Source organism: Mixta tenebrionis, from assembly GCF_006517625.1.
Classification (GTDB): Bacteria; Pseudomonadota; Gammaproteobacteria; order Enterobacterales; family Enterobacteriaceae; genus Mixta; species Mixta tenebrionis.
This window is the reverse complement of record NZ_VHQI01000001.1, coordinates 244,130-271,122: the sequence shown is the minus strand read 5'-3', so window position 1 is coordinate 271,122 and position 26,993 is coordinate 244,130. Positions and strand designations below refer to the sequence as shown.

At 55.0% G+C, this 26,993-nt stretch carries 34 protein-coding genes and 1 pseudogene; 17 read left to right on the top strand and 18 right to left on the bottom strand.

Annotated elements, in window-relative coordinates:
• The first annotated feature begins 607 nt into the window (after positions 1 to 607).
• Positions 608 to 961: an anti-adapter protein IraM gene (locus FKM52_RS01225; protein ID WP_465264261.1), complete on the top strand. Its 354-nt coding sequence runs from the start codon at positions 608 to 610 to the stop codon at positions 959 to 961.
• Between the two features lie 217 nt (positions 962 to 1,178).
• On the opposite strand, the gene FKM52_RS22270 is transcribed toward FKM52_RS01225, so the two are convergent.
• Positions 1,179 to 1,514 carry a hypothetical protein gene (locus tag FKM52_RS22270; protein ID WP_160250386.1) on the bottom strand — a complete coding sequence of 112 codons (336 nt, stop codon included), beginning with the start codon at positions 1,512 to 1,514 and terminating at the stop codon, positions 1,179 to 1,181.
• A 907-nt stretch (positions 1,515 to 2,421) separates the two neighbouring features.
• Here FKM52_RS22270 and ymcF point away from each other — a divergent pair.
• Both ymcF and FKM52_RS01215 read left to right on the top strand, forming a co-directional pair.
• A complete protein-coding gene (ymcF, locus tag FKM52_RS22160) occupies positions 2,422 to 2,574 on the top strand; it encodes a cold shock small protein YmcF (RefSeq protein WP_425462647.1) in 153 nt (50 codons plus the stop codon).
• Between the two features lie 166 nt (positions 2,575 to 2,740).
• Complete coding sequence (locus FKM52_RS01215) at positions 2,741 to 3,007, top strand: DksA/TraR family C4-type zinc finger protein (protein WP_141174376.1); 267 nt, start codon at positions 2,741 to 2,743, stop codon at positions 3,005 to 3,007.
• Between the two features lie 15 nt (positions 3,008 to 3,022).
• Here FKM52_RS01215 and FKM52_RS01210 read toward each other — a convergent pair whose 3' ends face one another.
• The 3 genes from FKM52_RS01210 to FKM52_RS21615 all read right to left on the bottom strand — a co-directional run bounded on the left by FKM52_RS01210 (position 3,023) and on the right by FKM52_RS21615 (position 5,759).
• Positions 3,023 to 3,265, bottom strand: coding sequence for a hypothetical protein (locus FKM52_RS01210; RefSeq protein ID WP_244316948.1), 243 nt, complete (start codon positions 3,263 to 3,265; stop codon positions 3,023 to 3,025).
• A gap of 434 nt (positions 3,266 to 3,699) precedes the next feature.
• Complete coding sequence (mqo, locus tag FKM52_RS01205; RefSeq protein WP_141174694.1) at positions 3,700 to 5,355, bottom strand: malate dehydrogenase (quinone); 1,656 nt, start codon at positions 5,353 to 5,355, stop codon at positions 3,700 to 3,702.
• 227 nt (positions 5,356 to 5,582) lie between these two features.
• The gene (locus tag FKM52_RS21615) at positions 5,583 to 5,759 is read right to left on the bottom strand and encodes a hypothetical protein (RefSeq protein ID WP_160250384.1); all 177 of its coding nucleotides are present in this window, start codon (positions 5,757 to 5,759) and stop codon (positions 5,583 to 5,585) included.
• 190 nt (positions 5,760 to 5,949) lie between these two features.
• On the opposite strand from FKM52_RS21615, the gene FKM52_RS01200 reads away from it, so the two are divergent.
• Positions 5,950 to 6,447 carry a thioredoxin family protein gene (locus FKM52_RS01200; protein WP_160250383.1) on the top strand — a complete coding sequence of 166 codons (498 nt, stop codon included), beginning with the start codon at positions 5,950 to 5,952 and terminating at the stop codon, positions 6,445 to 6,447.
• A 144-nt stretch (positions 6,448 to 6,591) separates the two neighbouring features.
• Positions 6,592 to 7,608 (top strand): NADPH-dependent aldehyde reductase Ahr, encoded by a 1,017-nt coding sequence (ahr, locus tag FKM52_RS01195; protein WP_141174374.1) that lies wholly within the window; start codon positions 6,592 to 6,594, stop codon positions 7,606 to 7,608.
• Between the two features lie 54 nt (positions 7,609 to 7,662).
• On the opposite strand, the gene FKM52_RS01190 is transcribed toward ahr, so the two are convergent.
• The gene (locus FKM52_RS01190) at positions 7,663 to 9,114 is read right to left on the bottom strand and encodes an amino acid permease (RefSeq protein WP_141174373.1); all 1,452 of its coding nucleotides are present in this window, start codon (positions 9,112 to 9,114) and stop codon (positions 7,663 to 7,665) included.
• Between the two features lie 567 nt (positions 9,115 to 9,681).
• Here FKM52_RS01190 and FKM52_RS01185 point away from each other — a divergent pair.
• On the top strand, positions 9,682 to 10,956 hold the full coding sequence (locus FKM52_RS01185; RefSeq protein WP_141174372.1) for a Glu/Leu/Phe/Val family dehydrogenase: 1,275 nt from the start codon (positions 9,682 to 9,684) through the stop codon (positions 10,954 to 10,956).
• A 54-nt stretch (positions 10,957 to 11,010) separates the two neighbouring features.
• On the opposite strand, the gene FKM52_RS01180 is transcribed toward FKM52_RS01185, so the two are convergent.
• Entirely contained in the window at positions 11,011 to 11,235 is a 225-nt protein-coding gene (locus tag FKM52_RS01180; protein ID WP_141174371.1) for a hypothetical protein, read from the bottom strand.
• 163 nt (positions 11,236 to 11,398) lie between these two features.
• Positions 11,399 to 11,722 (bottom strand): hypothetical protein, encoded by a 324-nt coding sequence (locus tag FKM52_RS01175; RefSeq protein ID WP_141174370.1) that lies wholly within the window; start codon positions 11,720 to 11,722, stop codon positions 11,399 to 11,401.
• Positions 11,723 to 11,879: 157 nt separating this feature from the next.
• Between FKM52_RS01175 and FKM52_RS21610 the strand changes: the two genes are divergently transcribed.
• A complete protein-coding gene (locus FKM52_RS21610; RefSeq protein WP_181407871.1) occupies positions 11,880 to 12,029 on the top strand; it encodes a hypothetical protein in 150 nt (49 codons plus the stop codon).
• A gap of 3 nt (positions 12,030 to 12,032) precedes the next feature.
• On the opposite strand, the gene FKM52_RS01170 is transcribed toward FKM52_RS21610, so the two are convergent.
• The gene (locus FKM52_RS01170) at positions 12,033 to 12,620 is read right to left on the bottom strand and encodes a YceI family protein (protein WP_141174369.1); all 588 of its coding nucleotides are present in this window, start codon (positions 12,618 to 12,620) and stop codon (positions 12,033 to 12,035) included.
• A 547-nt stretch (positions 12,621 to 13,167) separates the two neighbouring features.
• Between FKM52_RS01170 and FKM52_RS01165 the strand changes: the two are divergent.
• The 3 genes and pseudogenes from FKM52_RS01165 to FKM52_RS01155 form a co-directional block, all read left to right on the top strand.
• Positions 13,168 to 14,949: pseudogene (locus tag FKM52_RS01165) on the top strand (M10 family metallopeptidase C-terminal domain-containing protein); the annotation flags it as partial.
• A gap of 103 nt (positions 14,950 to 15,052) precedes the next feature.
• The gene (lysM, locus tag FKM52_RS01160; protein WP_141174368.1) at positions 15,053 to 15,493 is read left to right on the top strand and encodes a peptidoglycan-binding protein LysM; all 441 of its coding nucleotides are present in this window, start codon (positions 15,053 to 15,055) and stop codon (positions 15,491 to 15,493) included.
• A gap of 364 nt (positions 15,494 to 15,857) precedes the next feature.
• Positions 15,858 to 16,106: a hypothetical protein gene (locus FKM52_RS01155; protein ID WP_141174367.1), complete on the top strand. Its 249-nt coding sequence runs from the start codon at positions 15,858 to 15,860 to the stop codon at positions 16,104 to 16,106.
• A gap of 87 nt (positions 16,107 to 16,193) precedes the next feature.
• On the opposite strand, the gene FKM52_RS01150 is transcribed toward FKM52_RS01155, so the two are convergent.
• The 3 genes from FKM52_RS01150 to FKM52_RS21605 all read right to left on the bottom strand — a co-directional run bounded on the left by FKM52_RS01150 (position 16,194) and on the right by FKM52_RS21605 (position 18,159).
• Positions 16,194 to 17,360: a zinc-dependent alcohol dehydrogenase gene (locus tag FKM52_RS01150; RefSeq protein WP_141174366.1), complete on the bottom strand. Its 1,167-nt coding sequence runs from the start codon at positions 17,358 to 17,360 to the stop codon at positions 16,194 to 16,196.
• The gene (locus FKM52_RS01145; RefSeq protein ID WP_244316946.1) at positions 17,360 to 17,899 is read right to left on the bottom strand and encodes an SRPBCC family protein; all 540 of its coding nucleotides are present in this window, start codon (positions 17,897 to 17,899) and stop codon (positions 17,360 to 17,362) included. The genes FKM52_RS01150 and FKM52_RS01145 overlap by 1 nt, the downstream gene beginning before the upstream one ends.
• A gap of 83 nt (positions 17,900 to 17,982) precedes the next feature.
• Positions 17,983 to 18,159: a hypothetical protein gene (locus tag FKM52_RS21605; protein ID WP_167519771.1), complete on the bottom strand. Its 177-nt coding sequence runs from the start codon at positions 18,157 to 18,159 to the stop codon at positions 17,983 to 17,985.
• A 240-nt stretch (positions 18,160 to 18,399) separates the two neighbouring features.
• On the opposite strand from FKM52_RS21605, the gene FKM52_RS01140 reads away from it, so the two are divergent.
• Entirely contained in the window at positions 18,400 to 18,606 is a 207-nt protein-coding gene (locus FKM52_RS01140; protein WP_141174365.1) for a DUF2767 family protein, read from the top strand.
• A 9-nt stretch (positions 18,607 to 18,615) separates the two neighbouring features.
• Here FKM52_RS01140 and FKM52_RS01135 read toward each other — a convergent pair whose 3' ends face one another.
• Entirely contained in the window at positions 18,616 to 19,170 is a 555-nt protein-coding gene (locus FKM52_RS01135; protein WP_141174364.1) for a hypothetical protein, read from the bottom strand.
• A gap of 196 nt (positions 19,171 to 19,366) precedes the next feature.
• Between FKM52_RS01135 and FKM52_RS01130 the strand changes: the two genes are divergently transcribed.
• Positions 19,367 to 19,729, top strand: coding sequence for a four-helix bundle copper-binding protein (locus tag FKM52_RS01130; RefSeq protein WP_141174363.1), 363 nt, complete (start codon positions 19,367 to 19,369; stop codon positions 19,727 to 19,729).
• Here the strand turns inward: FKM52_RS01130 and FKM52_RS01125 are convergent.
• Positions 19,699 to 20,043, bottom strand: coding sequence for a hypothetical protein (locus tag FKM52_RS01125; protein ID WP_141174362.1), 345 nt, complete (start codon positions 20,041 to 20,043; stop codon positions 19,699 to 19,701). The genes FKM52_RS01130 and FKM52_RS01125 overlap by 31 nt on opposite strands.
• A gap of 220 nt (positions 20,044 to 20,263) precedes the next feature.
• Here FKM52_RS01125 and FKM52_RS01120 point away from each other — a divergent pair, with 220 nt between their 5' ends.
• Positions 20,264 to 20,449 carry a hypothetical protein gene (locus FKM52_RS01120; protein ID WP_141174361.1) on the top strand — a complete coding sequence of 62 codons (186 nt, stop codon included), beginning with the start codon at positions 20,264 to 20,266 and terminating at the stop codon, positions 20,447 to 20,449.
• A gap of 57 nt (positions 20,450 to 20,506) precedes the next feature.
• On the opposite strand, the gene FKM52_RS01115 is transcribed toward FKM52_RS01120, so the two are convergent.
• Complete coding sequence (locus FKM52_RS01115) at positions 20,507 to 20,863, bottom strand: DUF4186 domain-containing protein (protein WP_141174360.1); 357 nt, start codon at positions 20,861 to 20,863, stop codon at positions 20,507 to 20,509.
• A 39-nt stretch (positions 20,864 to 20,902) separates the two neighbouring features.
• Positions 20,903 to 21,856 carry a muramoyltetrapeptide carboxypeptidase gene (gene ldcA / locus FKM52_RS01110; RefSeq protein ID WP_141174359.1) on the bottom strand — a complete coding sequence of 318 codons (954 nt, stop codon included), beginning with the start codon at positions 21,854 to 21,856 and terminating at the stop codon, positions 20,903 to 20,905.
• Between the two features lie 204 nt (positions 21,857 to 22,060).
• Here ldcA and emtA point away from each other — a divergent pair, with 204 nt between their 5' ends.
• Positions 22,061 to 22,678: a membrane-bound lytic murein transglycosylase EmtA gene (gene emtA, locus FKM52_RS01105; RefSeq protein ID WP_141174691.1), complete on the top strand. Its 618-nt coding sequence runs from the start codon at positions 22,061 to 22,063 to the stop codon at positions 22,676 to 22,678.
• Here the strand turns inward: emtA and FKM52_RS01100 are convergent.
• Positions 22,663 to 23,805, bottom strand: a complete 1,143-nt coding sequence (locus FKM52_RS01100) for a mechanosensitive ion channel family protein (RefSeq protein ID WP_141174358.1) — start codon at positions 23,803 to 23,805, stop codon at positions 22,663 to 22,665. The genes emtA and FKM52_RS01100 overlap by 16 nt on opposite strands.
• Before the next feature lie 90 nt (positions 23,806 to 23,895).
• Positions 23,896 to 24,630 carry a flagellar brake protein gene (locus FKM52_RS01095; protein ID WP_141174357.1) on the bottom strand — a complete coding sequence of 245 codons (735 nt, stop codon included), beginning with the start codon at positions 24,628 to 24,630 and terminating at the stop codon, positions 23,896 to 23,898.
• 215 nt (positions 24,631 to 24,845) lie between these two features.
• Here FKM52_RS01095 and FKM52_RS01090 point away from each other — a divergent pair, with 215 nt between their 5' ends.
• Positions 24,846 to 25,043, top strand: coding sequence for a glycine zipper domain-containing protein (locus tag FKM52_RS01090; protein ID WP_141174356.1), 198 nt, complete (start codon positions 24,846 to 24,848; stop codon positions 25,041 to 25,043).
• A 13-nt stretch (positions 25,044 to 25,056) separates the two neighbouring features.
• Entirely contained in the window at positions 25,057 to 25,305 is a 249-nt protein-coding gene (locus tag FKM52_RS01085) for a GlsB/YeaQ/YmgE family stress response membrane protein (protein WP_141174355.1), read from the top strand.
• Between the two features lie 158 nt (positions 25,306 to 25,463).
• On the opposite strand, the gene FKM52_RS01080 is transcribed toward FKM52_RS01085, so the two are convergent.
• Positions 25,464 to 25,859: a winged helix-turn-helix transcriptional regulator gene (locus FKM52_RS01080; RefSeq protein ID WP_141174354.1), complete on the bottom strand. Its 396-nt coding sequence runs from the start codon at positions 25,857 to 25,859 to the stop codon at positions 25,464 to 25,466.
• A gap of 85 nt (positions 25,860 to 25,944) precedes the next feature.
• Between FKM52_RS01080 and FKM52_RS01075 the strand changes: the two genes are divergently transcribed.
• The gene (locus FKM52_RS01075; RefSeq protein ID WP_141174353.1) at positions 25,945 to 26,802 is read left to right on the top strand and encodes an SDR family oxidoreductase; all 858 of its coding nucleotides are present in this window, start codon (positions 25,945 to 25,947) and stop codon (positions 26,800 to 26,802) included.
• The last annotated feature ends 191 nt before the right edge of the window (positions 26,803 to 26,993 follow it).

Here is a 26,993-nt window from a genome sequence, read left to right as displayed (position 1 = left end):
GCTTTATGGAAAAGATCCTCTGAGAACGGAAATCCTTTTGTTCTCAGAGGCGGTGTAAAGCACCATTCGTTACTTTGTGGCTAATTACCACGCCTGAAGTTATAGAGCAAAACCTGGAATTAGCCATTTTTCTGCGTAAAAAAATAACTGGTTTGACCAGTTTGCGTGCTGTTGTATGCAGTAAAGTACAAGATTATTTAAAAATAAATGATTTGCCTGTTAATGGTTGATTGGTTAATTAGTGGCTTCAGGTATTATTTATCGGGATGACTAGTGAATTGTTAATGAAATTGGTTTTGTATGATGATTTCATTGATGATGTTGATTTATCTGGATAAGTTATAAAGGTGTATGTACGCTTTCTTAAGTTTATGTTGTGGAAGAAGTGTCAAGGAACGTCATTTTAACGCGGTTAAATCAGCTTTTATCAATAAATGTTATTTTTGCTAAACACCGCCCAATTTAAATAGAACATTAAGAAATTTCCTTTAAAATGTGTAGGTATTGAAATACTGTCCAGACGGATGGCATCAATACCGGCGCATCCATTGAAATTTATTTCATTAATAAGCTACAAAATCAGATTATTGTTTTTACAGAGGCGGATATGCATTACAGCGTGATGGATTCTCTGGTATGCCCGTTTACGGGCACCATTTTTACCTGCGCCATAACCCAAAAAAACGTTAGATTGATAATCTGGTATCAGGGCGAGAGGATGGTACAGCCGGGTGACGTGCTGAATATTACGCAAAATAAATTAACCGTGAACGGCGTTATCAGCGATATTGCCGTTATTACGGTAATGCCATTTAACCGTACCAACTGGGCGCTGCTGTCGGCGCGCACCGGGTGTCCGGCAAACGGGCCGGTAAGGCCCGTTGTTGCCTGCCCACAGCAGCAATGTCGCTTTAGCCGCTGTCCCTACCAGCTGGAAAAAGCGCCGGCGGCCTGCGGCTGAAAACAGACGGAACCGCAACCTGAATCTGTTAGTGAGGGAGCCTGCATAACCAGGCGCGAACAGGTAAACTAAGACGCGTACAGATAGCGAAATAGCCGCGCGTTGCGTTAATGCGGTCTGTTTTGATTGGATAGCAGGTATAAAAGAGCCGGCGCAGCATTATTAAAACGCAGCGGGAAATATCAGAGTCGTCCGGCATAAGTGGCAAATCCGTTTTTTAATGGGGAATGAAGGGACATTTTTTTACCCGGCAGCGTTGTTTATAGTCGCAGATGAGAGAGGCAGAAGTTGTATTGCCAGGACAACGCTTATTATAGAGGTGCAGCTTCCGCCAGTAATCAGAGCGGAAGGTCGAAACATCCAGAATATATAGGTTCTGGACATGGCCATTAACAATCAAACCATCATCCGACGTTTCCAGCCTGTCGCCGGGAGCTAAATAATGGTCCGTATCATACCACAACACAAACTTCAGGTTATAAGTCGAACTAATAAGAGAGAACGCTGTGTCTGAATCAGGACTGATAATTGAGTCAAGTACGTACCAAACCATAAACTGCTCCATCAAACCTATTCAAAAAATCCTGCTTTTGACTGGAAGAGAATGCACTCCGTTAACCAGATTATAGTAAGAAATTACTGTTATCACCTGAAAACTATTAAGTTGATAAAAGTTTCCAGAGGGATCTCTTTAACTTATTGAATATTTTGCGAAATAAAATAAGTATTTTCTTTACGTTACGATAAAGCGAAACGATATTTCATCACTGGTTTTAACGGATCTCTGATGCTTGCGGGAATGATGGCGATTAGCTGGGCAGTAGCCTGCCAACGGCGCTGCGTTACAATAGTTTCCCGCAGGCTGTCTTTGCGCTGGATAAAATATTACGATGCTTATCGGCTTATCTGTTTTTTTAGTTAGCAAGCCGGCTCGCTTATTGTCGCGATCGCCTGCGGCTTTTGAAATAAGTGGTATTTGTATCCTTTGCCCGCGGATTGCCGTTTCCGACCATCCGTAACCTGTACTTTAAGAGAGTTGATACATAAGTTATTTTAAAGCAACATATCCATCGTCAGCTGAGCGACGCTGCTACCGCGTCAGGCGGTAAACAGGTACTCGCTGACAACCGCTGTTATCAGGCGGAAAAGCCGTAAGGCTGCTAACACCAGGGAAACCCTTTCCGTTAAAAGCGTGATGCTTTGCAGGAAAATATAAAAAAATTAATCGTTATTCAGGCCACCTTCGGGTGGCTTTTTCTCGTTTCGTCTAAAATACCACGGCGATATTTGGCTGATGTCAGAGAATAATCATGAAAAGGCGTTAATTGTTGGCAGAAGTGCGGTGTTTTAGTGGAAAAGTGAAGCAATATGCCCGGTATAAATATTTTCTTTAAAGCGCAGACAGCGGCCGCTAAGCGTGTTAAGCTTCTTTTCCATTGTGAAATTATTAAGGATTATTTATTTTAACTATTAAATATCGATGCTCGCGCTGTAGCGGACATCAGTGCCGTATCTCCCTGTTCGATGTCTCTTTCCGTAATCCGCATGGCGCCGTTTGTATCTTCTGTAAAGCGCCAATGATTGTCAGCTATGCGGCTCCTGCCTTAGCCTGAAAGCCTGAAAGCCTGAAAGCCTGAAAGCCTGAAAGCCTGAAAGCCTGAAAGCCGACCGTCCCGGCCTCTTTTCGCGCCGTTAAATCTGTCGATGCGCCCCATACGCTTGAAGTCTGCCTGTTCAGCTACCATAGTGATACTTATCCCCCGCAATCAGGAGAGTATTATGGCCAGTGGCTGGGCTTCTGACGAAGCCGTTAATCAACAGATTGACAGTACGGTTAATGATGGCGTCGAGCGCGCGCGCCAGGCCATCGGGCAGGGCGAAAGCGAACGTTACTGCCAGGAATGCGGTGAAGCGATTCCTGAAGCCAGGCGTCTGGCGCTGCAGGGAGTCAAATATTGTCTGGCCTGCCAGACAGAAATGGATAAACAGCAAAGTAACCTTAGCCTCTATAACCGGCGCGGCAGTAAAGACAGCCAGCTCAGATAGGCTGGCCGATGCAGGTTACTTTTTCACTATCAGCGCATAATCGGGGTGCTGATCCCCCAGCAGCAGCAACAGCTCATATTCCGCCTGGCTCAGGCCGCTGCTTTTGCCCGTTCCCGCTTCCGTTTCCTTTTTCTGCCATACGCGCAGACTGTAATCAAAACGCTCCGCCGCCTGCGCCTGGGTTAACCCTGCCGCCTGACGGGCAGCTTTTATCGAAGCGGCGGTGGCCGGCACCATAGATACTATTTTCAGAGGCATTGCCATCTCCACAGCGGTTTATAGTCAGTTTTTTCCTAAGCATCGACAGGGAGAAAGATACTGTCAAGTCAGGTTGTTTTGTTAAATTTTTATAATTAAATAAAAACGTCGCTGCGACGGTTTTTGTCGTGGCAAAAGAGCGTTGCCCGGCGATGTTGCCGGATAATAAGCGAAAATACTATGGCAACGGGCAGATGATCTGTAAGAAAAATCGCATAGGATAGCCTGCTGGTACATTAAAAAGGTTAACTGTTTTGTCATTATTTTGCGGCCGCAGAGAAAAGCCGCTGTGCCTCTGAAAAATAGCGGCAACGCTGCCGACATGCGGGAAGGCGTCGCCAGTAGCTACCCGTCGCCGCTGCTGTAGCGGCAGTAAAGCAAAAGAAACGGCTGCGCTAAAAAGCCCCCGCAGCGGGGGCCTGTGGTTTGCCCGCTTACAGCGCCATATCGTGCTGCGGCGCGGCGGGATGTTCTTCATGCTGTGGCTGAGAGGCAACAACTTCAGTGCTGCTCTGCATCTGGATCACCGGCGGTTTAGTCAGCTGCAGCGTGGCGGCGGTGTCGTCCCAGACCTGCTGGGTCAGAGCAACGTTGCCGTTCAGTTTCTGACCGTAGCTCGGCACGACGGCATGTAGCTTACGCTGCCACTCCGGCGAGTTGAACTGCTCAGGGAAGAGCTGCTTAATGACGTTAATCGAGATCGGCGCGGCAGTAGAAGCGCCCGGCGAGGCGCCCAGCAGAGCCGCCAGCGTTTTCTGCTTATCGGTCACGATTTCCGTTCCCAGTTTCAGCACGCCGCCTTTTTCCGCATCCTTTTTGATGATCTGTACGCGCTGTCCGGCCTGGATCAGTTTCCAGTCCTCTTTACGTGCGCCCGGATAGTACTCTTTCAGCGCGGCAAAGCGGTCTTCATCGCTCAGCATCACCTGACCAACCAGGTATTTCACCAGGTCAAAGTTATCCAGGCCGACATTAGCCATCGGTATCACGTTTTTGCTGGTAGTGGTGCTCAGCAGATCGAGGAATGAACCATTTTTCAGGAATTTGGTTGAGAAGGTCGCGAAGGGGCCAAACAGCACCACGCGCTTACCGTCAAGAACGCGCGCGTCCAGGTGCGGCACCGACATTGGCGGGGCGCCAACCGAAGCCTGACCGTAGACTTTCTCGGCGTGCTGGCTGGCGATAACCGGGTTTTCAGATACCAGGAAAGAGCCGCCGACCGGGAAGCCCGCGTAATTGTCCGCTTCAGGAATACCGGTTTTTTGCAGTAGCTTCAGAGCGCCGCCGCCGGCGCCGATAAACACATAGCGGGCATCAATCGCGCGTTTTTCACCGGTTTTGATATCGGTAACGGTGACGTGCCAGCTGTTGTCATCATTACGTTTAAAATCGGTGGCTTCGGTTGCCGTTTCCAGCGAGAAGTTATTGTTCTTCTTCAGGCTGCCGATCAGCTGGCGGGTGATCTCGCCATAGTTGACGTCGGTGCCTGCCGGCGTCCAGGTGGCGGCGACTTTCTGCTGCGGATCGCGGCCGGCAATAATCAGCGGCGCCCACTTTTTGATCTGCTGCTGGTCGGTAGAGAACTGCATTCCCTGGAACAGCGTGGTCTGCTGCAACGCCCGGTAGCGTTTCGTCAGGTAATCAACGTTTTTATCGCCCCAGACAAAGCTCATGTGCGGCGTTGAGTTGATAAAAGAGTGCGGCTCGTTCAGCACGCCGCGCTTTACCTGCGTTGTCCAGAACTGGCGTGAAATCATAAAGGCTTCGTTGATTTCCAGTGCTTTGGTAACGTCGATGGAGCCATCGGCGCGTTCTGGCGTGTAGTTGAGCTCCATATTGGCGGAGTGCCCTGTACCGGCGTTATTCCAGCCGTTAGAGGATTCCAGCGCCACGCCGTCCAGCTTCTCTACCATCAGCTGTTTCCAGTCTGGCTGCAGGTCGTGTAACAGCGTCCCTAAAGAGGCGCTCATAATCCCGCCGCCAATCAGCAGGACGTCGGTTTTTTCCGCGGTGTTATCAGCCCAGGCGTTTGAACAGGCGAGCATAACTGCAAGAGATAGTGCCGAACAGGTTTTAATGGATTGTGACATTTGAGTTAAAAACATAGTTTCAATATAAAAAAGGGCCGGTATTTTAACTCCTGATTCAACAATTGAAAGATTTAATTAACAAAATGACGCCTTTTTACCTTTTTATATTCCCCGGCGCCCGGCAATAAAACCGAGGCAAACAAGTCGTTAGCTGGCGCGCCAGTCGGCAGGCAGTGAAAGATGCGCGCGGTAAAAACGGCGTTTAGCAGCAAAACGCTATTTTTTATTCATTTAATCAGGAAATAGCTGGTATTACATAACCCGGCGTAAAAGCCGCGCGCTTCTGTCGGGATACGCGCCGCACTTTTCGCAGCAGCGCTGGCCGCAAAAGCGCTAAGCCGATGATGTGCAAGGTTCGCCTGACCCGACGTCATCGCGCAGCGCGCCGATTTATACTTATTCATACACAGGCTATCCCCATTTTCTGTGGATAACCTGCGCCAGGCGCCGTGGCGGGCGCTTCGCCAGCCGTTTGCGTCTAACATATGCCTTGCCGTCATCTGTGCGGTCAACCCGCCTTGCTGGCGAAGAAAGATGTGCTGACTGCACGAATCTTCTATCATGGCAGACCATCCATTTAGCTGGAGAAAGGCGATGAGCGAGTTTGCGGCGCTGTTTAAGCAGGGGAAAAGCCCCGAAGAGTTTATTAATACCGGCACGCCGGAGCAGATTGCCGATCTACGCCGCTGGCAGGCGCTGCTGGAGACGCAGGACGCGGCGATTGAACAGGCGCTGGCCCCCGCGCGCCAGATCGGCGAGGGCTTTCGCCTGCTGGTGGCGGCAGAGATGTGGTGCCCCGACTGTCATCGCAATATTCCGCCAATGGCGCTGCTGTGCCAGCGCCTGCCGGTCGCTATCGCTATTATTACGCGCGATGAGGCGCAGCCGTTAATCGATTTGACCGGCGTCGAAAAGGTAAAAATTCCGTTTGCGGTGGTGCTGGACGCGACGTTTACGCCGCGCGGCCTGTTTATTGAGCGTCCGGCCTCGGTGGTAAACGGCGGCGCGGCCGAGCTGGAAGCCTATCGCCGCGGCGATCTGCTGGTGGAAACCATCAGCGATATCACCGCGCTGCTCGCCTCCGCGCAGTAAAGGGCGCCGGGCAGGGAAGCCTGCCGCCAGCCCCGCTTCTGTCGCTCAGCATAAAAAATAACCGTGGCATGATGTGGAAAGTCAGTCGGTTAACCGGTTTGCTACACTCTCTGCTGGTCCCCCTAACGCAATCTGAGGTAAAACGTGAAAATCAAAAGCTACGCAGCGCTGGAAGCCGGTCAGGCACTGACCCTGTATGAATATGAAGCCGCGCCGCTGAACGCCGAAGATGTGGAGGTTGAAGTGGATTACTGCGGCGTTTGCCACTCCGATCTTTCGATGATCGATAATGAATGGGGCGTTTCGCAATATCCGCTGATTGCTGGTCATGAGGTTATCGGGCGCGTCTCCGCGCTGGGCGAAGCGGCGAAAAACAAAGGGCTGACCATCGGTCAGCGCGTGGGTATTGGCTGGACGGCGAAAAGCTGTGAGCACTGCGACGCCTGCATCAACGGCGACCAGGTGAACTGCCTGAACGGCAGCGTGCCGACCATCGCCAATAAAGGCGGCTTTGCTGAGAAGCTGCGCGCCAACTGGCAGTGGGTGATCCCGCTGCCGGAAAAACTGGACGCCGCTACCGCTGGCCCGCTGCTGTGCGGCGGCATCACGGTATTTAAGCCGCTGCTGATGCATAACATCACCGCCACCAGCCGCGTTGGCGTTATCGGTATCGGCGGCCTGGGTCATATCGCGATTAAAATCCTGCATGCGATGGGCGCTGAGGTCACTGCGTTCAGCTCTTCGCCGGATAAGAAACAGTCCATTCTCGATATGGGCGCCGACCACGTGGTTAACAGCCGTGACCCGCAGGCGCTGCAGCAGCTGGCGGGGCAGTTCGATCTAATCCTGAGCACCGTCGCGGTCGATCTCGACTGGCAGCCTTACTTTGCCGCCCTGGCGCCGCGCGGTAATTTCCACACCGTTGGGGCAGTGATGAAGCCGTTTGCCGTCTCCGCCTTTAGCCTGATTCTGGGCGACCGTGCGGTAACCGGGTCATCCACCGGTTCGCCGGGCCAGCTGCGTTCGCTGCTGAAACTGGCTTCACGCGCCGATATCGCGCCGCAGGTGGAATATTTTCCGATGTCGAAAATCAATGAAGCGCTGGAGCATGTGCGTGCCGGTAAGGCGAACTATCGCGTAGTGCTGAAGGCGGATTTCTGAGACAGCAAGCTTTATAAAGCGGGGCGGCGAATGAAATCGCCGCCCTTTTTAGCATTAAGCGTTGGTGCGCGCGGCCCAGGCCTGCTGCATCTGGCGCATCTGCTGTCGGCGTAGCTTAAGCCGCCAGAAAAGCGCCAGCAGCAAAAACCAGAACGGCATACTGCACAGCGCCATCAGCGTATCGCGATCGAACACCATAATCACCAGCGAAAACAGAAAGAAGATCAGGCTCAGCCAGCTCATTACAATACCGGCGGGCATTTTAAAGGTTGAACGCTGATGCAGATCCGGACGCCGCCTGCGATAAACCAGATAGGCGATCAGAATCATCCCCCAGCTATAGATCACCAGAATCGCCGACAGCGTGGAAACGATGGTAAACAGCCGCATCACGTTGGGCACCAGAAACAGCAGCAGAGTGCCGATCAGCATACAGCCGCAGGAGAAGAGCAGGCTGCGCAGCGGAATCGCCGTGGCGCGCGACAGAATGCGGAACTGACGGTGCGCATGTTTTTCCAGCGACAGGCCATACAGCATGCGGGTACTGCAGTAGACGCCGCTGTTGGCTGAGGAGAGGGTGGAGGTCAGCGCGACAAAGTTAATCAGCGCGGCGGCGGCGGGCAGGCCGGCTTTGGCGAACAGCGTGACGAAAGGGCTGGTTTCCGGCGAGACGTGCTGCCATGAGGTTACGCCGATAATCACCATCATCGACAGCACATAAAAGATAATAATGCGCAGCGGGATGGCGCGGATGGCGCGTGGCAGAATGGTTTGCGGGGAACGGGTTTCGGCGGACATGGTGCCCAGCAGCTCAACGCCGGTGTAGGCGAAAATCGCGATCTGAAAACCGGCGAAAAAGCCCATTACGCCATGGGGCATAAAGACCGCCGGATCGGTAATATTGCCCATCGAAGCGCGCACGCCGTCTGGCGAAACCCAGCCGGTAGCGATCATCCACAGCCCGGCCGCAATCAGCGCGACAATGGCGATAACCTTGATAATTGCGAACCAGAACTCCGCCTCGCCGAACATCTTCACCGACAGCATGTTAAAGACAAACAGCAGCCCAAGGGCAAACAGCGCCGGGATCCACGCGGAAAGTTCCGGCAGCCAGAACTGCACGTAGGCGCCGCACACCACCACGTCGGCGATGCAGGTTACTACCCAGCTTAGCCAGTATGACCAGCCGAGAAAGAAGCTGGCCTGCGGCCCAAGATAGTCGGAAACGAAATCGGCGAACGAGCGGTACTCCATACGGGTCAGCAGTACCTCGCCCATCGCCCGCATCACCATATACATAAAAAATCCCACCACCGCATAGGTGATCAGAATAGAGGTGCCGGAGACGGCGATAGTTTTGCCGGCGCCCATAAACAGACCGGTGCCGATGGCGCCGCCCAGCGAAATCAGCTGGATATGGCGTCCGCTCAGGCCGCGAGCCAGATGCTGCGGCGCCTCATGCTGCACGCCGGAAGTGGACGGGCGCGGGGGCGTTTGTAAAGTCATGGCATCTCCTTATTTGACGTCTGGCCATGAAGCGATTAGCGGTTTTCATCAGACAAAAGCTCCCCTCTCCGATCTGACTCAGAGAACAGCGGCAGCGCTGGCGGAAACGGGGGAACGGGCCTGATGACAGGCGATAAACAGCAAATACAGATGTCAGCAGATGCAGGCTATTGAAATAACGAGACTCCTCCCCGAAGGTATGCGGTTAACGGCGACAGCGGCGCCGGTAGCATCAATGCTGGCTGCCGCCATTTACATTGTCAACTGCACGCAATAACCAAAAATTAACTTTATGATCACATTCAAGGATTTGAAAAGTCAGAAAAAATTCTTTTTATGCATAAAAAGTGAATAAAATTCGCATAAAAAGCGGCTGTGTATAGCAGGGAGGTATAAAAGTAATTAATTATTCACCTCTGTTACGATTGCTTTACGGCAAAACAAAATTTTCCGCCGCCCTGAAAAATCTGTCGACGATAATTAGTGATAAATTCATCAGCGCATAGTGATATGCGGGTCATTTCCACGGTTAAACAATATAAATAACTTTGTTCAAAAAGGTTTGTTATGGAAAAGCTATCTTACGCGTCAGAAAGCGGTACATCGGCCTGGAACACCTACCTGCAGCAAATCGATCGCGTGGCCCCTTATCTGGGGGAGTTATCTCGCTGGATCGATACGCTGCGCCATCCGAAACGCGCGCTGATTGTTGATATCCCCCTGCAGATGGACGATGGCACTATCCGCCATTTTGAAGGCTTCCGCGTCCAGCACAATCTTTCACGAGGTCCGGGTAAGGGGGGTATTCGCTACCATCCTGACGTCGACCTGAATGAGGTAATGGCCCTCTCCGCATGGATGACCATTAAATGCGCCGCGGTTAACCTGCCGTACGGCGGAGCGAAGGGCGGCATCCGCGTCGATCCGTTCTCGCTGTCAGAGGGCGAGCTGGAGCGTCTGACGCGCCGCTATACCAGCGAAATCGGCCTGATTATCGGCCCGCAGCGCGATATCCCGGCGCCGGACGTCGGCACTAACGGCAAAGTGATGGCGTGGATGATGGACACCTACTCCATGAACCACGGCACCACCATCACCGGCGTCGTAACCGGTAAGCCGATTCATCTTGGCGGCTCGCTGGGACGCGAAAAGGCGACCGGCCGCGGCGTATTTGTCACCGGACGTGAAGTTGCCGGCCGCGCCGGCGTTGAGATTGAAGGCGCGAAAATTGCCGTACAGGGCTTTGGCAACGTCGGCAGCGAAGCGGCGCGTCTGTTTGCCGAAGCGGGCGCGCGCGTAATTGCTATTCAGGATCATACCGCCACGCTGTTTAACGCTGACGGCATCGACCTGGCGGCGCTCAGCGACTGGCAGAACAGCCACAAGCAGATCGCCGGTTTCCCTGGCGCGCAGAAGATCGACAGCGAAGCGTTCTGGACGGTGGATATGGACATTTTCATTCCGGCGGCGCTGGAAGGTCAAATCACCCGCCAGCGCGCCGAAAAGCTGCGCTGTAAGCTGGTGCTGGAAGGCGCTAACGGCCCCACCTATCCTGACGCCGACGATATCCTTAAGTCGCGCGGCATTACCGTAGTACCGGACGTGATTTGTAACGCCGGCGGGGTCACGGTCAGCTACTTTGAATGGGTGCAGGATATGGCGAGCTTCTTCTGGAGTGAGGAAGAGATCAATGCGCGTATGGATAAAATCATGACGGATGCGATGGTGCACGTGTGGGATAAAGCGGCAGAAAAAGAGTGTACGCTGCGTACCGCTGCCTATATCGTCGCCTGTGAACGTATCCTGATGGCGCGTAAAGATCGCGGTATCTATCCGGGCTAACCCGTCAGCGACAGCGTGCGGGCAATATGCCGCACGCTGCGCCATTTTCCGGCGTCAATGCCGGACGGATTTCTTCCCTCTGACGCGCTGCAGCCGGTGGGTAAACAACACCACATCTTCGCGCAGCCACACGCGTGAAGAGAGCGGGGAGTGATCCAGCGCCTCCGGCAGCGCTATGCCTTCAATGGCGCCGCGGTTGCAGATGGCGCGAATAAAATCGCTCTCCTTAATACCCGCGTAGCGGGCAAATACCAGCGCGGTAACATGCAAACGCCCCATTATTACCTCCTTCAGCCTGTTGTGGAAAACATCAAGTGAACCTGGCTTAAGCAGCCTTTTTATCCTTTTCCGGGCAACAATGCTTGATGAAGGTCAAGTTTACAGGTAATTAAATATAAATAAATTTAACCGTTTCGCCTGTTAACACGCCATAAAGTCCGCTTCAGCTGATATGCATAATCGCTCCGGGAGTTTTTAACATTTTAAAAAGCTCCTGCTGACTGGCTTCGTTGACGTCGAGGCTTTCCCAACCGTGGCGCCAGTTAAGATGATGAATATGTCCCAGCTGCCGCCACAGGGCGATCGCCGAAGCGGCGAGAGAGCAGTTATCATCGTTTTGCGCGCACTCTACGGTAGTATGGCTCTCTTCATCTAGCGCATTGATAAAAATATGCGTGGCGTCTGCAGGGATGACGGCACGCAGATCCGCCAGCATATCTACGCTAACAGGATGTGAAAGACGCAGGATAAAAGTCGTCGATTTCATTATTGCTCCCTGGATGCACCTGTTCCACCGGTCCGGCATCAGCCAGCATCCGCTTAAGTCCAATCCTTTTAGTGTACTACCTGTCACAGAATAGTCTTCGCCCGTTTGCCGCGCGTAATTTAACAATCGGTGCCGTTTAGCGGCGCGCAGGGAGAGAATGGCCGCGACGGATAAAATAGCACGGCAGAAAACGGCGCTGCGCATTGCCGCTGCTTCCGGGTCTTTATTCCGCATGGCGGCGGCGCAAAAAAATAGCCTCGCAGGCGAGGCTGAAGCAACCACAGAAATAGCTGGAGAGCTTACATGAAGTTTATTTATCCGCGTAGGCTTCGGTAGAAATCGTCAGGGTAATGTCATCGCTGACGGCCGGAATATATTGCGCCAGGCCGAATTCAGAACGCTTCACTATCGCCGTCGCGTCAAAGCCGATCGCCTGTTTTTTAAGCATCGGATGCTCGCCCTGTTTGTTGAGCGTGGCATGGAGCGTCACCGGACGGGTGACGCCTTTCAGCGTCAGTTCGCCCTGCACGTCGTAACGATGGCCGCCTTTGGCGATTACGCGGGTGCTGCGGAAGGTCGCCTCAGGATAAGTGCCGGTATTAAAATATTCGCCCGCCTTAAACTCTTTGGTCAGGGCATCGACGTGGGTATCCAGCGTATCAAGCGGCAGTTTCACCTCAACCTTAGCCTTTTCCGGGCTGGCGCTGTCAAATACCAGCGTGCCGGAAACCTGAGAGATATCCGCGGTGGGGTGGGAAAAACCAAAATGCGACCAGCTCATCACTACGGAGGTGTGCTCCGGATTCAGCTGATAAGTTTGCGCAGCGGCGTGACCGAACTGCGCCCACAGGCCCAGGCTCAACGCCAGCGGCACGGCTATTTTTTTCCTGCTCGACATCATAATCATCCTGCAATCGCTAAAAGAATTTTAAGTGTGGCCGCAGAGCAGCGAAACGGAAAGCAAAGTTAATGGTTTTTGTTTAGCAAATAATTTAAGGGAAATTTGCGCGGCAGGGCGTTTCCCTCGGCGGAGGTCAGGCAGAGGTATCGGCTGCGCCGGGCGTTTACTATATACAGGGAGATTTATCATCAGCAAGCGTCACGGCGCATTACCCGTCGCCTGCTTAAATTTTTCTTACTTAACGCGGTATCAGATTTGCTTTAGCGCGCAAAGGTAACCGCAATTCACTGAAGTTGATTCAGGTTCTGCCGATAGTTGAGGCGACGGCGCCAGGCCCGTCTTTATCCCGAAACCCGCAGTAAGGGCGAACGAACGCCGTTTCCCGTCAGGATGAGGAGGGAATGCCGGCTTTCCGGGAGTGTTTCTGTCGGAGAATCCCTTGGCTACAAAAACTATGCACCAATCCTGGTTTGATCCTGATGTTCAGGCGGCAAGCCGTTCCAGCACCAGTAGCGGATATTATAATAGCGTTCCCACCACTCACTACAGCGTCAGCCAGGCCGCCGTACAGCTGACCCGCAGCGGGCAGAGCTGGAACGGTTACCAGGTTTACAATAAGCCCGTGTCGCTCAGCTTCGCTTTTATCGATAACGTGGCGGCCTCGCCGCGCGGCGACAAGGGCATTGTCGGCTTTAACAGCGCGCAGCAGACGGCGGCGCTGCAATCGCTACAGGCTTGGGCGGATGTGGCAAACGTGCATTTTACCCAGGCGTCCTCCGGCGCCCGGCTGACCTTTGCCAACTACACGCAGTTCGCCAACGGACAGCAGGCTAACGATCAGGCTTACGCCTGGCTTCCCAGCGCCAACAGGGCGGGCGGAACCATGTGGTTTGACTACAACATCAACAATATTCGCGCGCCCGATAAATATGAATATGGGCGTCAGACGTTAACGCATGAACTGGGTCATGCGCTGGGGCTGAGCCATCCGGGCAGCTATAACAGCGGCAACGGCATCATCTCTTACAGCGCCAGCGCCAGCTACGTTGAAGATTCACGCCAGTACACGCTGATGAGCTACTGGAGCGAAACCAATACCGGCGCTAATTTTCGCGGCCACTATGCCGTGGCGCCGCTGCTGGATGATATCGCTGCTATTCAGCGTCTTTACGGCGCGAATATCAGCACGCGCACCGGCAATACCGTTTACGGTTTTGCCTCCAATAGCGGGCGCGACTATTACAGCGCCACAAAAAGCAGCGACGCGCTGATCTTCTCCGTCTGGGATGCCGGCGGCAACGATACCTTCAACTTTTCCGGCTACGCGCAGAATCAGCTGATCAACCTTAACGCCGGCACCTTTTCTAACGTCGGCGGGTTGACGGGCAACGTCTCCATTGCGCTCGGCGTGGTGATTGAAAACGCTATTGCCGGCAGCGGCAACGATACGCTATTCGGCAACAGCGCGGCTAACCTGCTGCGTGGCAACGGCGGCGGCGATCGCCTTTACGGTTACAAGGGCAACGATACGCTGTATGGCGATGCCGGCAATGACCAGCTTTACGGCGGCAATGGTAACGACCTGCTGTACGGCGGCAGCGGTTATGACACCCTGTATGGCGAAAACGGCATCGATCGGCTTTACGGCGGCGAAAATGACGATACGCTGTATGGCGGCAGCGGCAATGATTTACTGTACGGCGAGAACGGCAACGATCGGCTCTACGGCGGCGAAAATGACGATACGCTGTACGGCGGCAACGGTAACGACACGCTGTATGGCGAAAACGGCAACGATCGGCTCTACGGCGGCGAGCATAACGATATACTGTACGGCGGCAACGGCAACGACACGCTGTACGGCGAAAATGGCGACGATCGGCTCTACGGCGGCGGTGGCAATAACGTGCTGTACGGTGGTAACGGCAACGATCAGCTGTTCGGCGACAGCGGCAGCGATCGGCTGGAGGGCGGGGCGGGCAACGATCGTCTGTACGGCGGCGGCGGCGCGGATAAGCTCTACGGCGGCGCCGGCAACGATGTGTTCGTCTTTACGCGCGCCAGCGATTCGCTTCCGGCGCTGCGGGATCTGCTCGGCGATTTCACCAGCGGGCGTGACAAAATCGATCTCTCCGCGCTGGACAGCAGCGCGCATCCGCTACATTTCGTTACTAACTTTACCGGCAGGCTGGGCGAGATGCAGATGATCTGGGATGTGAAGACGCACCTGACCCATCTCAGCCTGAACCTGACGGGTGATATCCATCCCGATATGACGATTGATATCGCTGCGCATCCTAATGCACGCCTCGATTTTATTGTTTAAAGCAACAATGGCTCGACTTTATGGCTGAGGCTGAATAATATCCTCTCTGCTACGCTTATAAGGACATTAGGTTTTTTTATCGTCAATAAATGGAGGATGATACATGGGTCTGTTTAGCTTTGTGAAAGATGCAGGAGAGAAACTGTGGGATGCGGTAACGCATAACACGGAACAGCAGGACGCTAAAATCAAGGAGCATTTACAGAAAACCGGCGTTCCGGATGCGGATAAAGTGCAGGTTGAAGTTAAAGACGGCAAGGCGACGGTGACCGGCGAGGGCCTCAGCCAGGAAGCCAAAGAGAAGATTCTGGTAGCGGTAGGCAACGTGGCCGGTATCAGCGACGTCGACGATAAGGTTGCCGTGGCGCAGCCTACTGAAGAGAGCCGTTTTTACACCGTGAAGAAGGGCGATACGCTGAGCGCCATTGCCAAAGAGATGTATGGCAATGCCAACGATTACAATAAAATCTTTGAAGCGAATAAGCCGATGTTAAGCAGCCCCGATAAGATCTATCCGGGACAGACGCTGCGTATTCCGAAATAAATGTTTCAGGCCCGCCGTCCGGCGGGCTTTTTCTATCCCTGACGCTTTGTGCAACGCTCTACCAGCGTCTTTGCATTGCAAACCCACATTTTTCCGCAGCCGCAGCCTTATCTGCCCTGCTGCGATCGCTCCAGAAACCCTGCTGTCGCAGCCTTACTTGCCCCGCGGTCGTCGCTTCAGGAATCCTGCTGCCGTCGCTGTACTCGCCTCGCTGCCGTCGCACCATTTTGCCCCCTTGTCTTACCTACTTCTGCTGCCGTCGCCCCTTAACCACGCTTGTAGCAGGGTTAATTCGATAAAGAGATTCGATTGTTAGCATAAATAAAAAGCGTATAGTTAAGTGCGTAAACGGAGGGTTGTTAAAATGTTAATAGATCATTTGCATATTCATGAAAATGACACGCTGGAGCCGGTGGAAGAGATCCAGCTGAAAAATCGTGGCCAGGAAGAAATTACTACATGGGCGATCAAGGGGCCGGACGGTACGCTAAAGGGGCAGGTTACGCTGTTTGATAAATTTTGCAGCCGCCGCTCGTGGCCGGCGAACTATCGCATTACGCAGCGGGATAGTCATGGCAGAGTAGTGATGGATAAGCTGATGGTTAGTCTGTAAGCGTAATACAGTAAGCCCGCTGCGCCGGCGGCGCGCAGTAGCTAACGGGGACGACGGCGTCCCCATTTTTTTGTCATTGCCCGCTGGTCAGGGGGCAAATACCGCCCGTACGCAGCCATCTTCTTTACGCTTAAACATCTCGTAGCCTTTGGGCGCCTCTTCCAGCGTGAAGTGATGCGTAGCCAGAAAGGCGGGGTTCAGTTCGCCTTTAGCGACATGATCGAGCAGGCGATGCATGTAGCGCTGTCCATGCTGCTGGGCGGTGCGTATGGTCAGACTTTTGTTAATCATCAGCCCCAGCGGGAATTTATCCATCACGCCGTAAACGCCCAGAATCGAAATATTGCCGCCTTTGCGACAGGAGTAGAGCGCCTGACGCAGCGCCGCGCCGATATCCGTTTCCAGATGCAGCAGCTGTTTGGTGCGATCGTAAACCTGGCTTAATCCCTCGCCGCGCGCCTCCATGCCAACCGCGTCAATACAGCTGTCGGGGCCGCGTCCGCCGGTCAGCTCCAGCAGCGCCTCATGGATGTCCGCCTTGCTGTAATCCAGCGCAATCGCGCCCGCATAGTCGCGCGCCATCGCCAGCCGCTCCGGATAGCGATCGATAGCGATCACCTGATGCGCGCCCATCAGCCAGGCGCTCTGCATCGCCATCAGGCCGACGCCGCCGCAGCCCCAGACCGCGACGGTGTCGCCGGGATGGATATTACAGAAGTCCGCGCCCATATAACCGGTAGGCGCCGCATCGGAGAGGAACAGCGCCTGCCGATCGCTGACGTTATCCGGCACCACGAAACAGTCATTATCGGCGAAAGGAACGCGCACATACTCAGCGTGGGAACCGGCGTAGCCGCCGAAAGCGTGGCTGTAGGCGTAGATTCCCGCCGTCGCATGGCCTAATACCGGTTCGCCCAGTTCCCAGTGCGGGTTGGTGTTATCGCAGCAGGAGGGCAGCTCGTGCTGGCAGTACCAGCAGGACCCGCAGGAGATAAAGGAGGGGACGACTACCCGATCGCCACGCCTGATATTTTTTACCGCGCTGCCGGTTTCCACCACTTCTCCCATAAACTCGTGGCCGAGTATATCGCCTTCGCGCATAGTGGGAATCAGCCCGTCGATAACGTGCAGATCTGAACCGCAGGTGGTGGTTAAGCTCACTTTAATAATCGCATCGTGCGGATTCAGCAGCGCCGGATCCGCTACGGTTTCTACCCGCAGATCGTTTACGCCATTCCAGCAAAGAGCGCGCATCACGCCTCCTCATCTTGTCGGTTTTTGTGACGTCCGGCGGGCTGCCCATCGAGAAGGGGGATTTCGCCGGTTTCGGCCAGGCTTTTAAAACGGTGTAGCGCTTTGCTGAGCTGCTCCTGTGGAAAAAGATCGAGAAAGGCGGTGACCTTCTGTCCCAGCGCGCCGCCCGGCGGGTTAAAGCGCAGCGTCAGCGTCAGTTCCGTACCCCATTCGCCCGGCGCCGGGCGAAACTGCAGCATGCCTTCGTTAGGCACGTCGGCGCCTTCCAGCGATTCCCAGGCGATAACCACGCCGGGCTGGCGATCGACGATGCGGCTGCGCCAGCGATAGCTTTTCTTCAGCGGCCCCGGTAGGCGCCATTCGGCATCGGTATCATTGATAACGCTAACTTCCGCAAAATGATGCATGATTTGCGGCAGCGTGGCGGGATCGCACCATAGCTTATAGAGCCGGTCGGCAGGCTGACCAACGGTAATCCAGCGGCGCAGCATGATCTCATGCGCCTTATGGGCGCCAGTCGCTTGAGCTTTCTTACTCACAGGACCTCCGGTAGTGAACCACGGTATTTATGCAGTCTGGGAAGGGTGAGGCACCCGCTATTGCACCGCCGCGCGGAGCAAATTCAGAACAGGTGAAAATGGTGGCGCAGGCTGAAAAAGCTCCAGTAGATAACGGAGGCCGCCAGATACGCCCAGCAGCCCCACCAGGCGGCCGGGTCGCGCTTGTTTTTCTCTTTTGGCAAATTAATAAACAGATAAAGCGCGGCGGCAATCAGTGCGATAAAGTAAAAAGCCTTCAATTTATTCTCCTTTTTCCTTACCTGTCACAGGATAGCGATGTAAAAGCTATAGCACAGAAGCGCAAATAAGGAGAAGCCAGCGCGAGGGAATCCAGCTTTATGTACGATGTTGCCGCTTGCAGACCGCAGATTAACCAGCGATCCAGCCTGACCAATGCATCCCGGCAGGGTTAATTTTCCTTGCCGCCTGATTTCTCATTCTGCCGCAGCTGTGCCAGGTTTAAAGGGGAGGAGACGATGATGAAAAGAGACGCACTGAGCGAAGAATATTATGATGAGGTTTGTCGGGTGATTGGCGATGCGGTAATCGTGCTGGCGGAAAGCGGATTTGATACCGAGCGCAGCACGCTTGCCAGCCTGCTGTGGCAAACGCGCCTGCGCCGTCAGGACAGCGATCGTGACGAGCAGAAGGTGCTGGAGCATGCCATCAGGCTGATTAAAATCTGAACGCTCCGCTCAGCGTTGCCGCGCGGGTAAATCGGGAAATTCCGTTACCAGGAAATGCCGCAGGTGGTCGAGGCACCATTCGCCATCCTCCACGCGCTGGCAGCAAAAAGCCAGCGTAACCTTTTTGCTGCTCGTGCCGGCGATTTCCAGCGGCGACCAGCTCCACTCCAGCGCCGAACGGGCATAGTTTACCATGGCGCCATCGCTGATATGATGAACGATCTCCTGTTTCGCCAGGTATGCCCAAAAGTAGTCATCCAGCACGCTCGCATCCTCGGTAAGCGATACCGGCAGGCCGGGACGGAAGGCGAAATCAACATAGCCGCTGATGCCGCCTTCCAGCTGGCGGTAGTCGCAGCCAAGCGTCATAAACAGCCCATCCTGTAAATTCACCTCTTCCAGCAGCCGTCGCAGATTAGGCGAACGTTTTGCTTCCTCAATTTCATCGATGCGCTCGGTTTCACGCAGCAGATCGATGCCGCCATAGTTGACGCTGCCGTCATCATAATTCTCACGCGGGTAGGGAAAAATTACGAAGCGATCGTTGCGTTTATCCTGATCCATATAAGCGTCCTGTAACCGAAAGACTGTTTATCCTGCGATATCTGATGGCAAATACCTAATGAAAATGTGCTACAGAAAGAATTGTGCCCAAAAGACAAGGTAATGTCGGGAGAACGCGGTCGCGTTCTTCGGATGTTTATCCTATGACCATTGCTGTTTTTTTGTATGCGTTATAGATAAACATAAGGAAAATCAAATGATTGATCACATTGAAAGCAGTATTAACCATTGCTACCGGTGCGCCATTGCCTGTGAGCGCTGCATTAGCGCCGCGCAGCTGTCGTCCGAGCAGGAGAGCATGTATGACTGTCTGCGCCTGGCGGCGCAGTGCGCGGCGCTCTGTCGTCTGACGGCCCAGTGCGTGAGCGAGGACAGCAAAGCCGCCGTAGCGCTCTATCCGATCTGCGCCGCCGCCTGCCGCGCCTGCGCGGTAGAATGCGAAAAGTATTCGCTGCTTTCCTGCTCCTACTGTGCGCAAATCTGTCGTCAAAGCGCCGCGGCGTTCGAGGCGGCGGCAGCTCAGGCGGCTTACCTGGCGGACGATTCCCCACAGGTATAGGTAATCATTTTATCCTGCTGCGGATCGATGAGCCGGAACTGCCGGGCGGAGATACGCTGCGCCAGATAGCCCTCTTTCGTCACCGCTGCCGGAATATAACGGCTACGATCGCTGGAATACAGCGGACCGCTTTCTACCTTCACTTTTTCGTTAGCCACGCTAAATGAATTAACCAGATCAAAAATGGTGCCGTGAGTGGTAGCGATTTCTCCACCATACAGGGAGGCGACTTTCCCCGGGCACTCGATGCCCGGCGGACCGGATGAGCAGGCGGCAAGCAGTAGGGGGAGAGTGAGCACCATAACACGCAGCATATTCATCGCCTTTTTATCTTTATTACTTTTCCTGCCGCAGAGCGGACAGCCAGCAACGCGCCGCAGCGCGGTACGCTTTGATCAGCATAGCACTACGGCAAAAAAATGGCGGGGCGCCGCGCTGCGCGCTTTTCCGCGCCAGTGAAAAAAAGTGACTTAACTTGGTTTGACGAGATAACTTTGGCAAAATGTGCGCGCTGTCACTAAAGGAAAAAATTTAATGAAAGAAGAAGAAGCGAGCCTGATGCTAATTCGTCACGCTATTGATAATCTGCCGCAGCCGCAAAAAACGCAGGTACAGGCCTGTATTGACCGTATCAGAAGCGTAATGGACGAGTATGCCGGTGAAGATGCCGGGCTGGCGCTGATGCTGGTGGCGGCGGAAGTTGCTGCGCAGCAGGAATAACCCGGCACGAATTTTGTCTGGCGCTAAACAGCCGCGCTGACAGGCGCTCCGCCGCGCTTAGCGATTCATTTCTTTAACCAGCCAGGCATGGATTACCGCTACGATATAGCGCTGCTGTTCGGCGCTTAACGGTTGATGCGCGGCGATATGGTGCCATTTTTCCAGGCATCCCCGACAGCAGGTTGCGGTAGCGTGCTGCGCAATAAAAACCGGGTGTCCGCGCATCGGCGTTTGTTTGCCATCGTTGCGCGGCTCGGCATCGGCCAGACGCTGGGCGATAAAATCCGCCGCGTGGCGGTCGATGGTTTCCGGCCCCTTCTCGTTACAGTAGCGGCGTTCTTTCTCGCCAGGCCGAAAACGGCGGCGAAAAGGGGAGGCGGCCAGCCGCTGGAATAAACGTTCAAGTTCAGTCATATCATCCCCTGTTAACCAGCGCGCTGAGCGCGGGCGCAGTCAAATCGTCGACGGCGCTTCGCCCTGGCGTAAAACCGGATGACCGCTGATGCGCAGGCTGGCCTGGCCGTGCGCCACGCTTAACGCGCCGCGCGCGCCAAGCGGCAGGGTAACCGTTTTCTGTTCATGCCCGAAATCCAGGCCGTCAACGATCGGCAGCCCGGTCACCTCGCGGATATGCTGCCAGACGGTAGCGAAGCTGAAGCCGTTATCATAGTCCGTCGCGTTAAAACCGCTAAAGCTGCCGACGATAATCGCCCGCTGCCGCGCCAGCACGCCGCACTGGTGCAGTTGCAACAGCATCCGCTCCACGCGGAAGGGATGTTCATTAATATCCTCGATAACCAGGATGCCGTCGGCTATCTGCGGCAGCCACGGGGTTCCTGCCAGCGTCATGATCATCGCCAGATTACCGCCCCACAGGGTGCCTTCCAGCAGCGGCAGCGCGGGCGTACCGGTTTGCCATGCAAGTTTAAAGACCGGGGAGGTTATTGCCTGCCAGAAATGACGCCAGGTAAAGTCGGAAAGCTCAGGCGCGCCGAAATTTCCGCTCAGCATCGGCCCGCTGAAGGTGATCAGCTCGCTCTTCGCCAGCAGCGCCAGCTGTAACGCGGTCAGGTCGCTGTGGCCGCACAGGGCGACCGGCTGTGCGGACAGCGCCTGGCGAAGGCCGTTGTAATCAACCTGCTCCAGCAGCCGCGTGACGCCGTAACCGCCGCGCACCGCCAGAATAATATCCGGCAGCGGGCTGAGCCTGGCAAGCGCGTTAATATCCTGCAAACGCTCGGCGTCGCTGCCGGCGAAGCGCTGGAAACGGCGGCTGACGGCGTGCTGGTTATTTACCTGATGGCCGGCCTGCTGCAGGCGCTGGATGCCCAGCGCGGCGGCAGGCTGGTTATGACAGTAGCCTGACGGGGCTATCAGGTGGATGGTGCGGGGGGGCTGCGGGTTCATTACTCGGTTCTCCTTAAAGCGCTGGAGATTTTCTACTCGCGTCGTCTCCAGCAGGCGTGATAATGACGAAACCGTGCGATAAAGTCATCATTTGTCACACTTTATTTATGAATTCGGAAAAGCGGCAATAGGGTAAAGCGTATCGCTCAGTAAGATGAAACGCAGTTATCAGGCTTTGAGGAACCCTATCGCGTGAAAATCAGGATGCTGGTGCTTTCTGCACTGTTGCTGGCGGGCTGCGCTGGCGAAAACGCCAGGCACACTATTTCCCATCAGCGCCAGACGCCGCTAACCGAGGCGCCGCCTGGCCGCGTTGCGCAGGCGTGGTCAATGTTTACCGAAAATGCCGCCAGCCATTATGGCGTGGATCAGCGCCTGATCAACGCCATTATCAGCGTTGAATCGGGCGGTAATCCCTCGGTGGTCAGCCGCTCCAATGCGGTGGGGCTGATGCAGATTAAAGCTTCCACCGCCGGGCGGGAAGTTTACCGGGCGCAGGGGCGACGCGGGCAGCCAACCGCCGCTGAGCTGCGCGATCCGGCAAGAAATATCGATATCGGTACCGCCTATATTCGCCTGCTACAGCAGCGGGCGCTCTCCGGCATTCGCGATCCTGAAACGCTGCGTTACGCCACCATTGTCGCCTATGCCAACGGCGCCGGGGCGCTGCTGCGCACCTTTTCCCGCGACCGCGATCGCGCCATCGCCATGATAAATGAGATGACGCCCGATGAATTCCGGCGCCATGTGCAAACCAGACATCCGGCTGCCCAGGCGCCGCGCTATCTGTGGAAAGTTAACACCGTCTACCGCACCATCTGACGTCCCCGCGGCGGCGCTTCGTTCTCCTCGTTGGAGGCGGAGTCCGCCACGTTGACTTCCGGCAGCGTGCCGCCGGTGAACTGGATATGTCGGATCGGGAAGGCAAAATGTACTTCCAGCGCCTCCAGGCGTTCCATCAGCTGCAGGTTAATCTCCTGCTGGATATCCATATATTTGTTGTAGTCGGCGTCGGTCACGTAGTAGATCACTTCATAGGTCAGCTGAGAAACGTCGAAAGAGAAAAAGTGCGCGCGGTCGAAGCGCGTTTGTTCGACGCCCTGAATAATCTCTTTAACGATGCCGCCAATCTGACGTGCCTTTTCCGCCGGCGTGTTGTAGCTGATGCCGAAGCGGAACTGAATGCGGCGCTCCTGCATCCGCTTGTAGTTATGAATGGTTTGCTGTAACAGGATGGCGTTGGAGCAGACAATCTGCTCGCCGCTCAGGCTGCGAATGCGCGTGGTTTTCAGGCCGATATGCTCGATAGAGCCGGCAACGTCGCCGAAAACGATAAAGTCGCCAATCTCAAACGGCTTGTCGATGCCGATCGCCAGCGAGGCAAACACATCGCTCAGCACCGTCTGAATCGCCAGCGCCACGGCGATACCGCCGACGCCGAGGCTGGCCACCAGCGCGGTAATGTTGACGCCCATATTGGAAAGGATCGCCAGCAGGATAATCGCCCAGATAAATACCCGCAGCATAATGCCGAGGATCACCATAGTGACCGGGTTGCGCACATGCGTCGGATCGCGCAGCATATTGCGCAGCCAGAGACGCACCCCGCAGTCGAGCCAGAGCGCGAACTGCAAGATCAGCGCGACAAACCAGCCGTGATCGACGGCGCCGCGCCAGTTAGCGGGCAGGTCGATAAATTTAATGGCGATCAGCAGAGAGAAGATAAACAGCAGCAGACGGCTGGTGGTGCGCAGCATCTCCACGGCAATATTGTAAAAGCGCGAGTGGTGCCCCTCGGTAAAACGCCCCAGGCGAGTGCTGAAGAAGCTAATCAGCGATCGCAGCAGCCAGTAAATTGCCAGCGTGCCGCCGACGACGATAGCGGTATTGATCCAGAATGACTGGTCAGTGAGTAGCGACAGGTTCTGATCGGATAGTAATTCCTCCATCAGGGAAAATCTCCTTACGGTTGATCGGGCAAAAAAATCAACTGTAAGCCTGGCTCAGGGCGTATCCCTTTGCCAGGCGGAGCAAGGAAGTCAGCGAAAACGCATCGCCTTTTCGCGCGCCACGCGCTCCAGGGAAAAAATAATCTGCTGCAGCTGGCGCTCCTGCGCGGCGCTGAGCGAGATAAAGCGGAAGCTCAGGCGTGGCGTATGGATGGTTTCATTTTTGCTGCTGACCGCGGTGCGCCAGCCAACATGCAGCAGCTGCGCATCAACCTTAAACTCGCCATATTCGCCCATATCCAGCCGCAGGCCGCGCCAGATATCGCCGCTGACGAGATTTTCCGGCAGCTCGCTATCCACCAGCACGCCGACGCCGCCCAGCGACAGATCCTGCATACGAAAGCGCGCGCTGCCGCCCTGCGGCCAGGTAGCATGACAGTAGAAGATTGGATCGAGCGGGGCGCTGATACGAAAATATTCACGACGCTGGATCTGCAGCAGCTCCGGCGGCAGCGGGGCGCCGAACGCAGGCAGCCCTTCATGCTGGATGGCGTGCAGCTGCGGCAGCGTAAACTCTACTTTGGCGCCGCGCATTTCCGCACTGATACGCAGTTCGCGCACCTCCAGCGTAACCTGATTATCGTAATCGTGGCTGCCGTAATCAATCACCAGCTGCGTCTGGTCAACGAACAGCAGGCGGCTGATAAACTGGCCGCGCGCATGGGAGACCAGCAGCGGCGTACTGTCGCGCCCGATATCTCGCAGCACCCCCAAAACGGCCAGCGCGCCGCGCTTATAAAACTGTTCATTGTCTGGCTCTTTCACGTCCGGCTCCAGCGAGTGGTTAAAAATAGTTACAAGTACCGTTACTCCGGGATTATCGGCATCGCGGCGCGAAATTTTATGTTCGTCAGGTATTTTTTTAAAAAAATTTCTCAGAAAGTTTTTCCTGAAATCACAGAGTTAGAATCATGTCCTATACTTGTTGCCAGAAGTGGAATGAGCAGTGCGACCGCGAACCGATTTCAGGAGGGCAGGTAATGTTTTCGAAAAAAGAAACGCGTAATCAGCTGGATTATGCACATGATCGCACCCGCGAAGCAGGCAGCGAACTGTGTCGCGAAATGAACAACGTAACGCATCAGGCGTGTTCGTATGTGAGAAATAACCCCTGGGCGGGCGTTGGTGCTGGCGCCGTAGTGGGCATTATTGTTGGTATGTTAATTAGTCGTAAATAATAAGGAGCTACAGATGGGAATCCTGTCATGGATTATTTTTGGTTTAATCGCCGGTATCATCGCTAAGTGGATTATGCCGGGCAAAGACGGCGGCGGTTTCATCATTACGGTTATTCTTGGCATCATTGGCGCGGTGGTAGGTGGCTGGATCAGCACCTTCTTCGGCTTTGGACGCGTTGACGGCTTTAACTTCGGCAGTTTCGTGGTTGCGGTCATTGGCGCCATCGTGGTGCTGTTTATCTACCGTAAAGTACGCCACTGATAGTGAAAACATGAACGTAAAAAAGGAGGCTTCGGCCTCCTTTTTGCTGTGCGATGCCTGGTGCGTTGGTTTCTCTCCATATGGCAAGCTGGCATAGCGTCCGTATGCGCACGGGGCACTGCCGGCGCCTGCCGCATTGTTGCGGTCAGCGGCTAACGTTAACCGGCGTTCTGCCTGTCAGAACGCTGTTGCTCAATCAGGGGAAAATGGCTTTCCAGCCAGTCGGTCAGCGCCAGCACATGCTTGCTGGCTTCTCTTCCCAGCGGCGTCAGACGATATTCGACATGCGGCGGCACCACCTCATAGGCTTTTCTGATCAGCAGGCCATCCTCTTCCATATAACGCAGCGTCTGGGCCAGCATGCGCTCGCTGATGCCGCCGATGGCGCGGCGAATTTCACTAAAGCGTAGCGTATTTTCCCGCAGGGCCAGCATCACCAGCATTGTCCAGCGGCTGGTTATACGCTTCAGCAGTTCGCGTGACGGACAGTTGGGATTAAGTAATTCTCCACGCACCAACGCCAGCCCGGCGGCGGGTTGACTATTTTTTTTCATCCTAACATTCCTGTAAGTACTTACTTTAAGTAAGTCTATCCTTTAGGCTGTTTCGACACCACCGTTATTGTTAAGGAGAAAGAAAATGATTGCAGTTACCGGCGCTACCGGCCAGCTTGGCCGCCTGGTTATCGCTAGTCTGTTAACAAAAGTGCCAGCTCAGGAGATTGTGGCGGTTGTGCGCAGCCCGGAGAAGGCGCGCGATCTGGCAGAAAAGGGCATTGCTGTTCGCCAGGCTGATTACAACGACGCTTCGGCGCTGGAGCGGGCGCTGGCGGGCGTTGAGCGTCTGCTGCTGATCTCTTCCAGCGAGGTAGGGAAAAGGGCAGCACAGCATCAGGCGGTAATTGATGCGGCGAAGAAAAATGCGCTGCGCTTTATCGCCTATACCAGCCTGCTGCATGCCGATCGTTCACCGCTGGGCCTGGCGGAAGAGCATCGTCAGACGGAAGCGGCGCTGCGCGCCTCCGGTCTGCGCTTTGCGCTGTTGCGTAACGGCTGGTATACCGAGAACTATGCGGCCAGCATTCCTGCCGCATTACAGTTCCATGCCTTTAACGGCGCGGCGGGAGAAGGGCGTATCGCATCAGCCACGCGCCAGGATTACGCTGAAGCAGCCGCGGCGGTGATAACGCAGGCGACGCCGCAGGAAAAAATCTATGAGCTGGCGGGCGACAGCAGCTATACGCTGGCGGAGTTTGCGGCGGAGATCGCGCGTCAGAGCGGCACGCCGGTAGCCTGGAATAATCTTTCTCAGCAGGCGTTTGCCACGCTGCTGACAGAGGCCGGATTGCCGCAGGGGCTGGCTGAGATGCTGGCGGATTCCGATGTCGGCGCCGCGCAGGGCGGGCTGTTTGATGACAGCGGCACGCTGAGCCAGCTGATTGGACATCCCACCACGCCGTGGCAGGAGACGATTGCCGCCACGCTGCGCGGCTGCTAGCGCTGTCGAGAAGTGTGAAAGGAGGCAGGCGCCTTCTTGCATACGGCTCAGAAGTGTAAAAAGCGGGCGACGTGGACCGAAGAGCAAAGCGTCCCGCGCCATGGAGGGCGCGGGCCGAGCTGGCAGGGATGCCGTCTTTTGCGTCATTGCGAACGGGCCATGTCACCCGCGAGATCGCCTGATCTGCTATT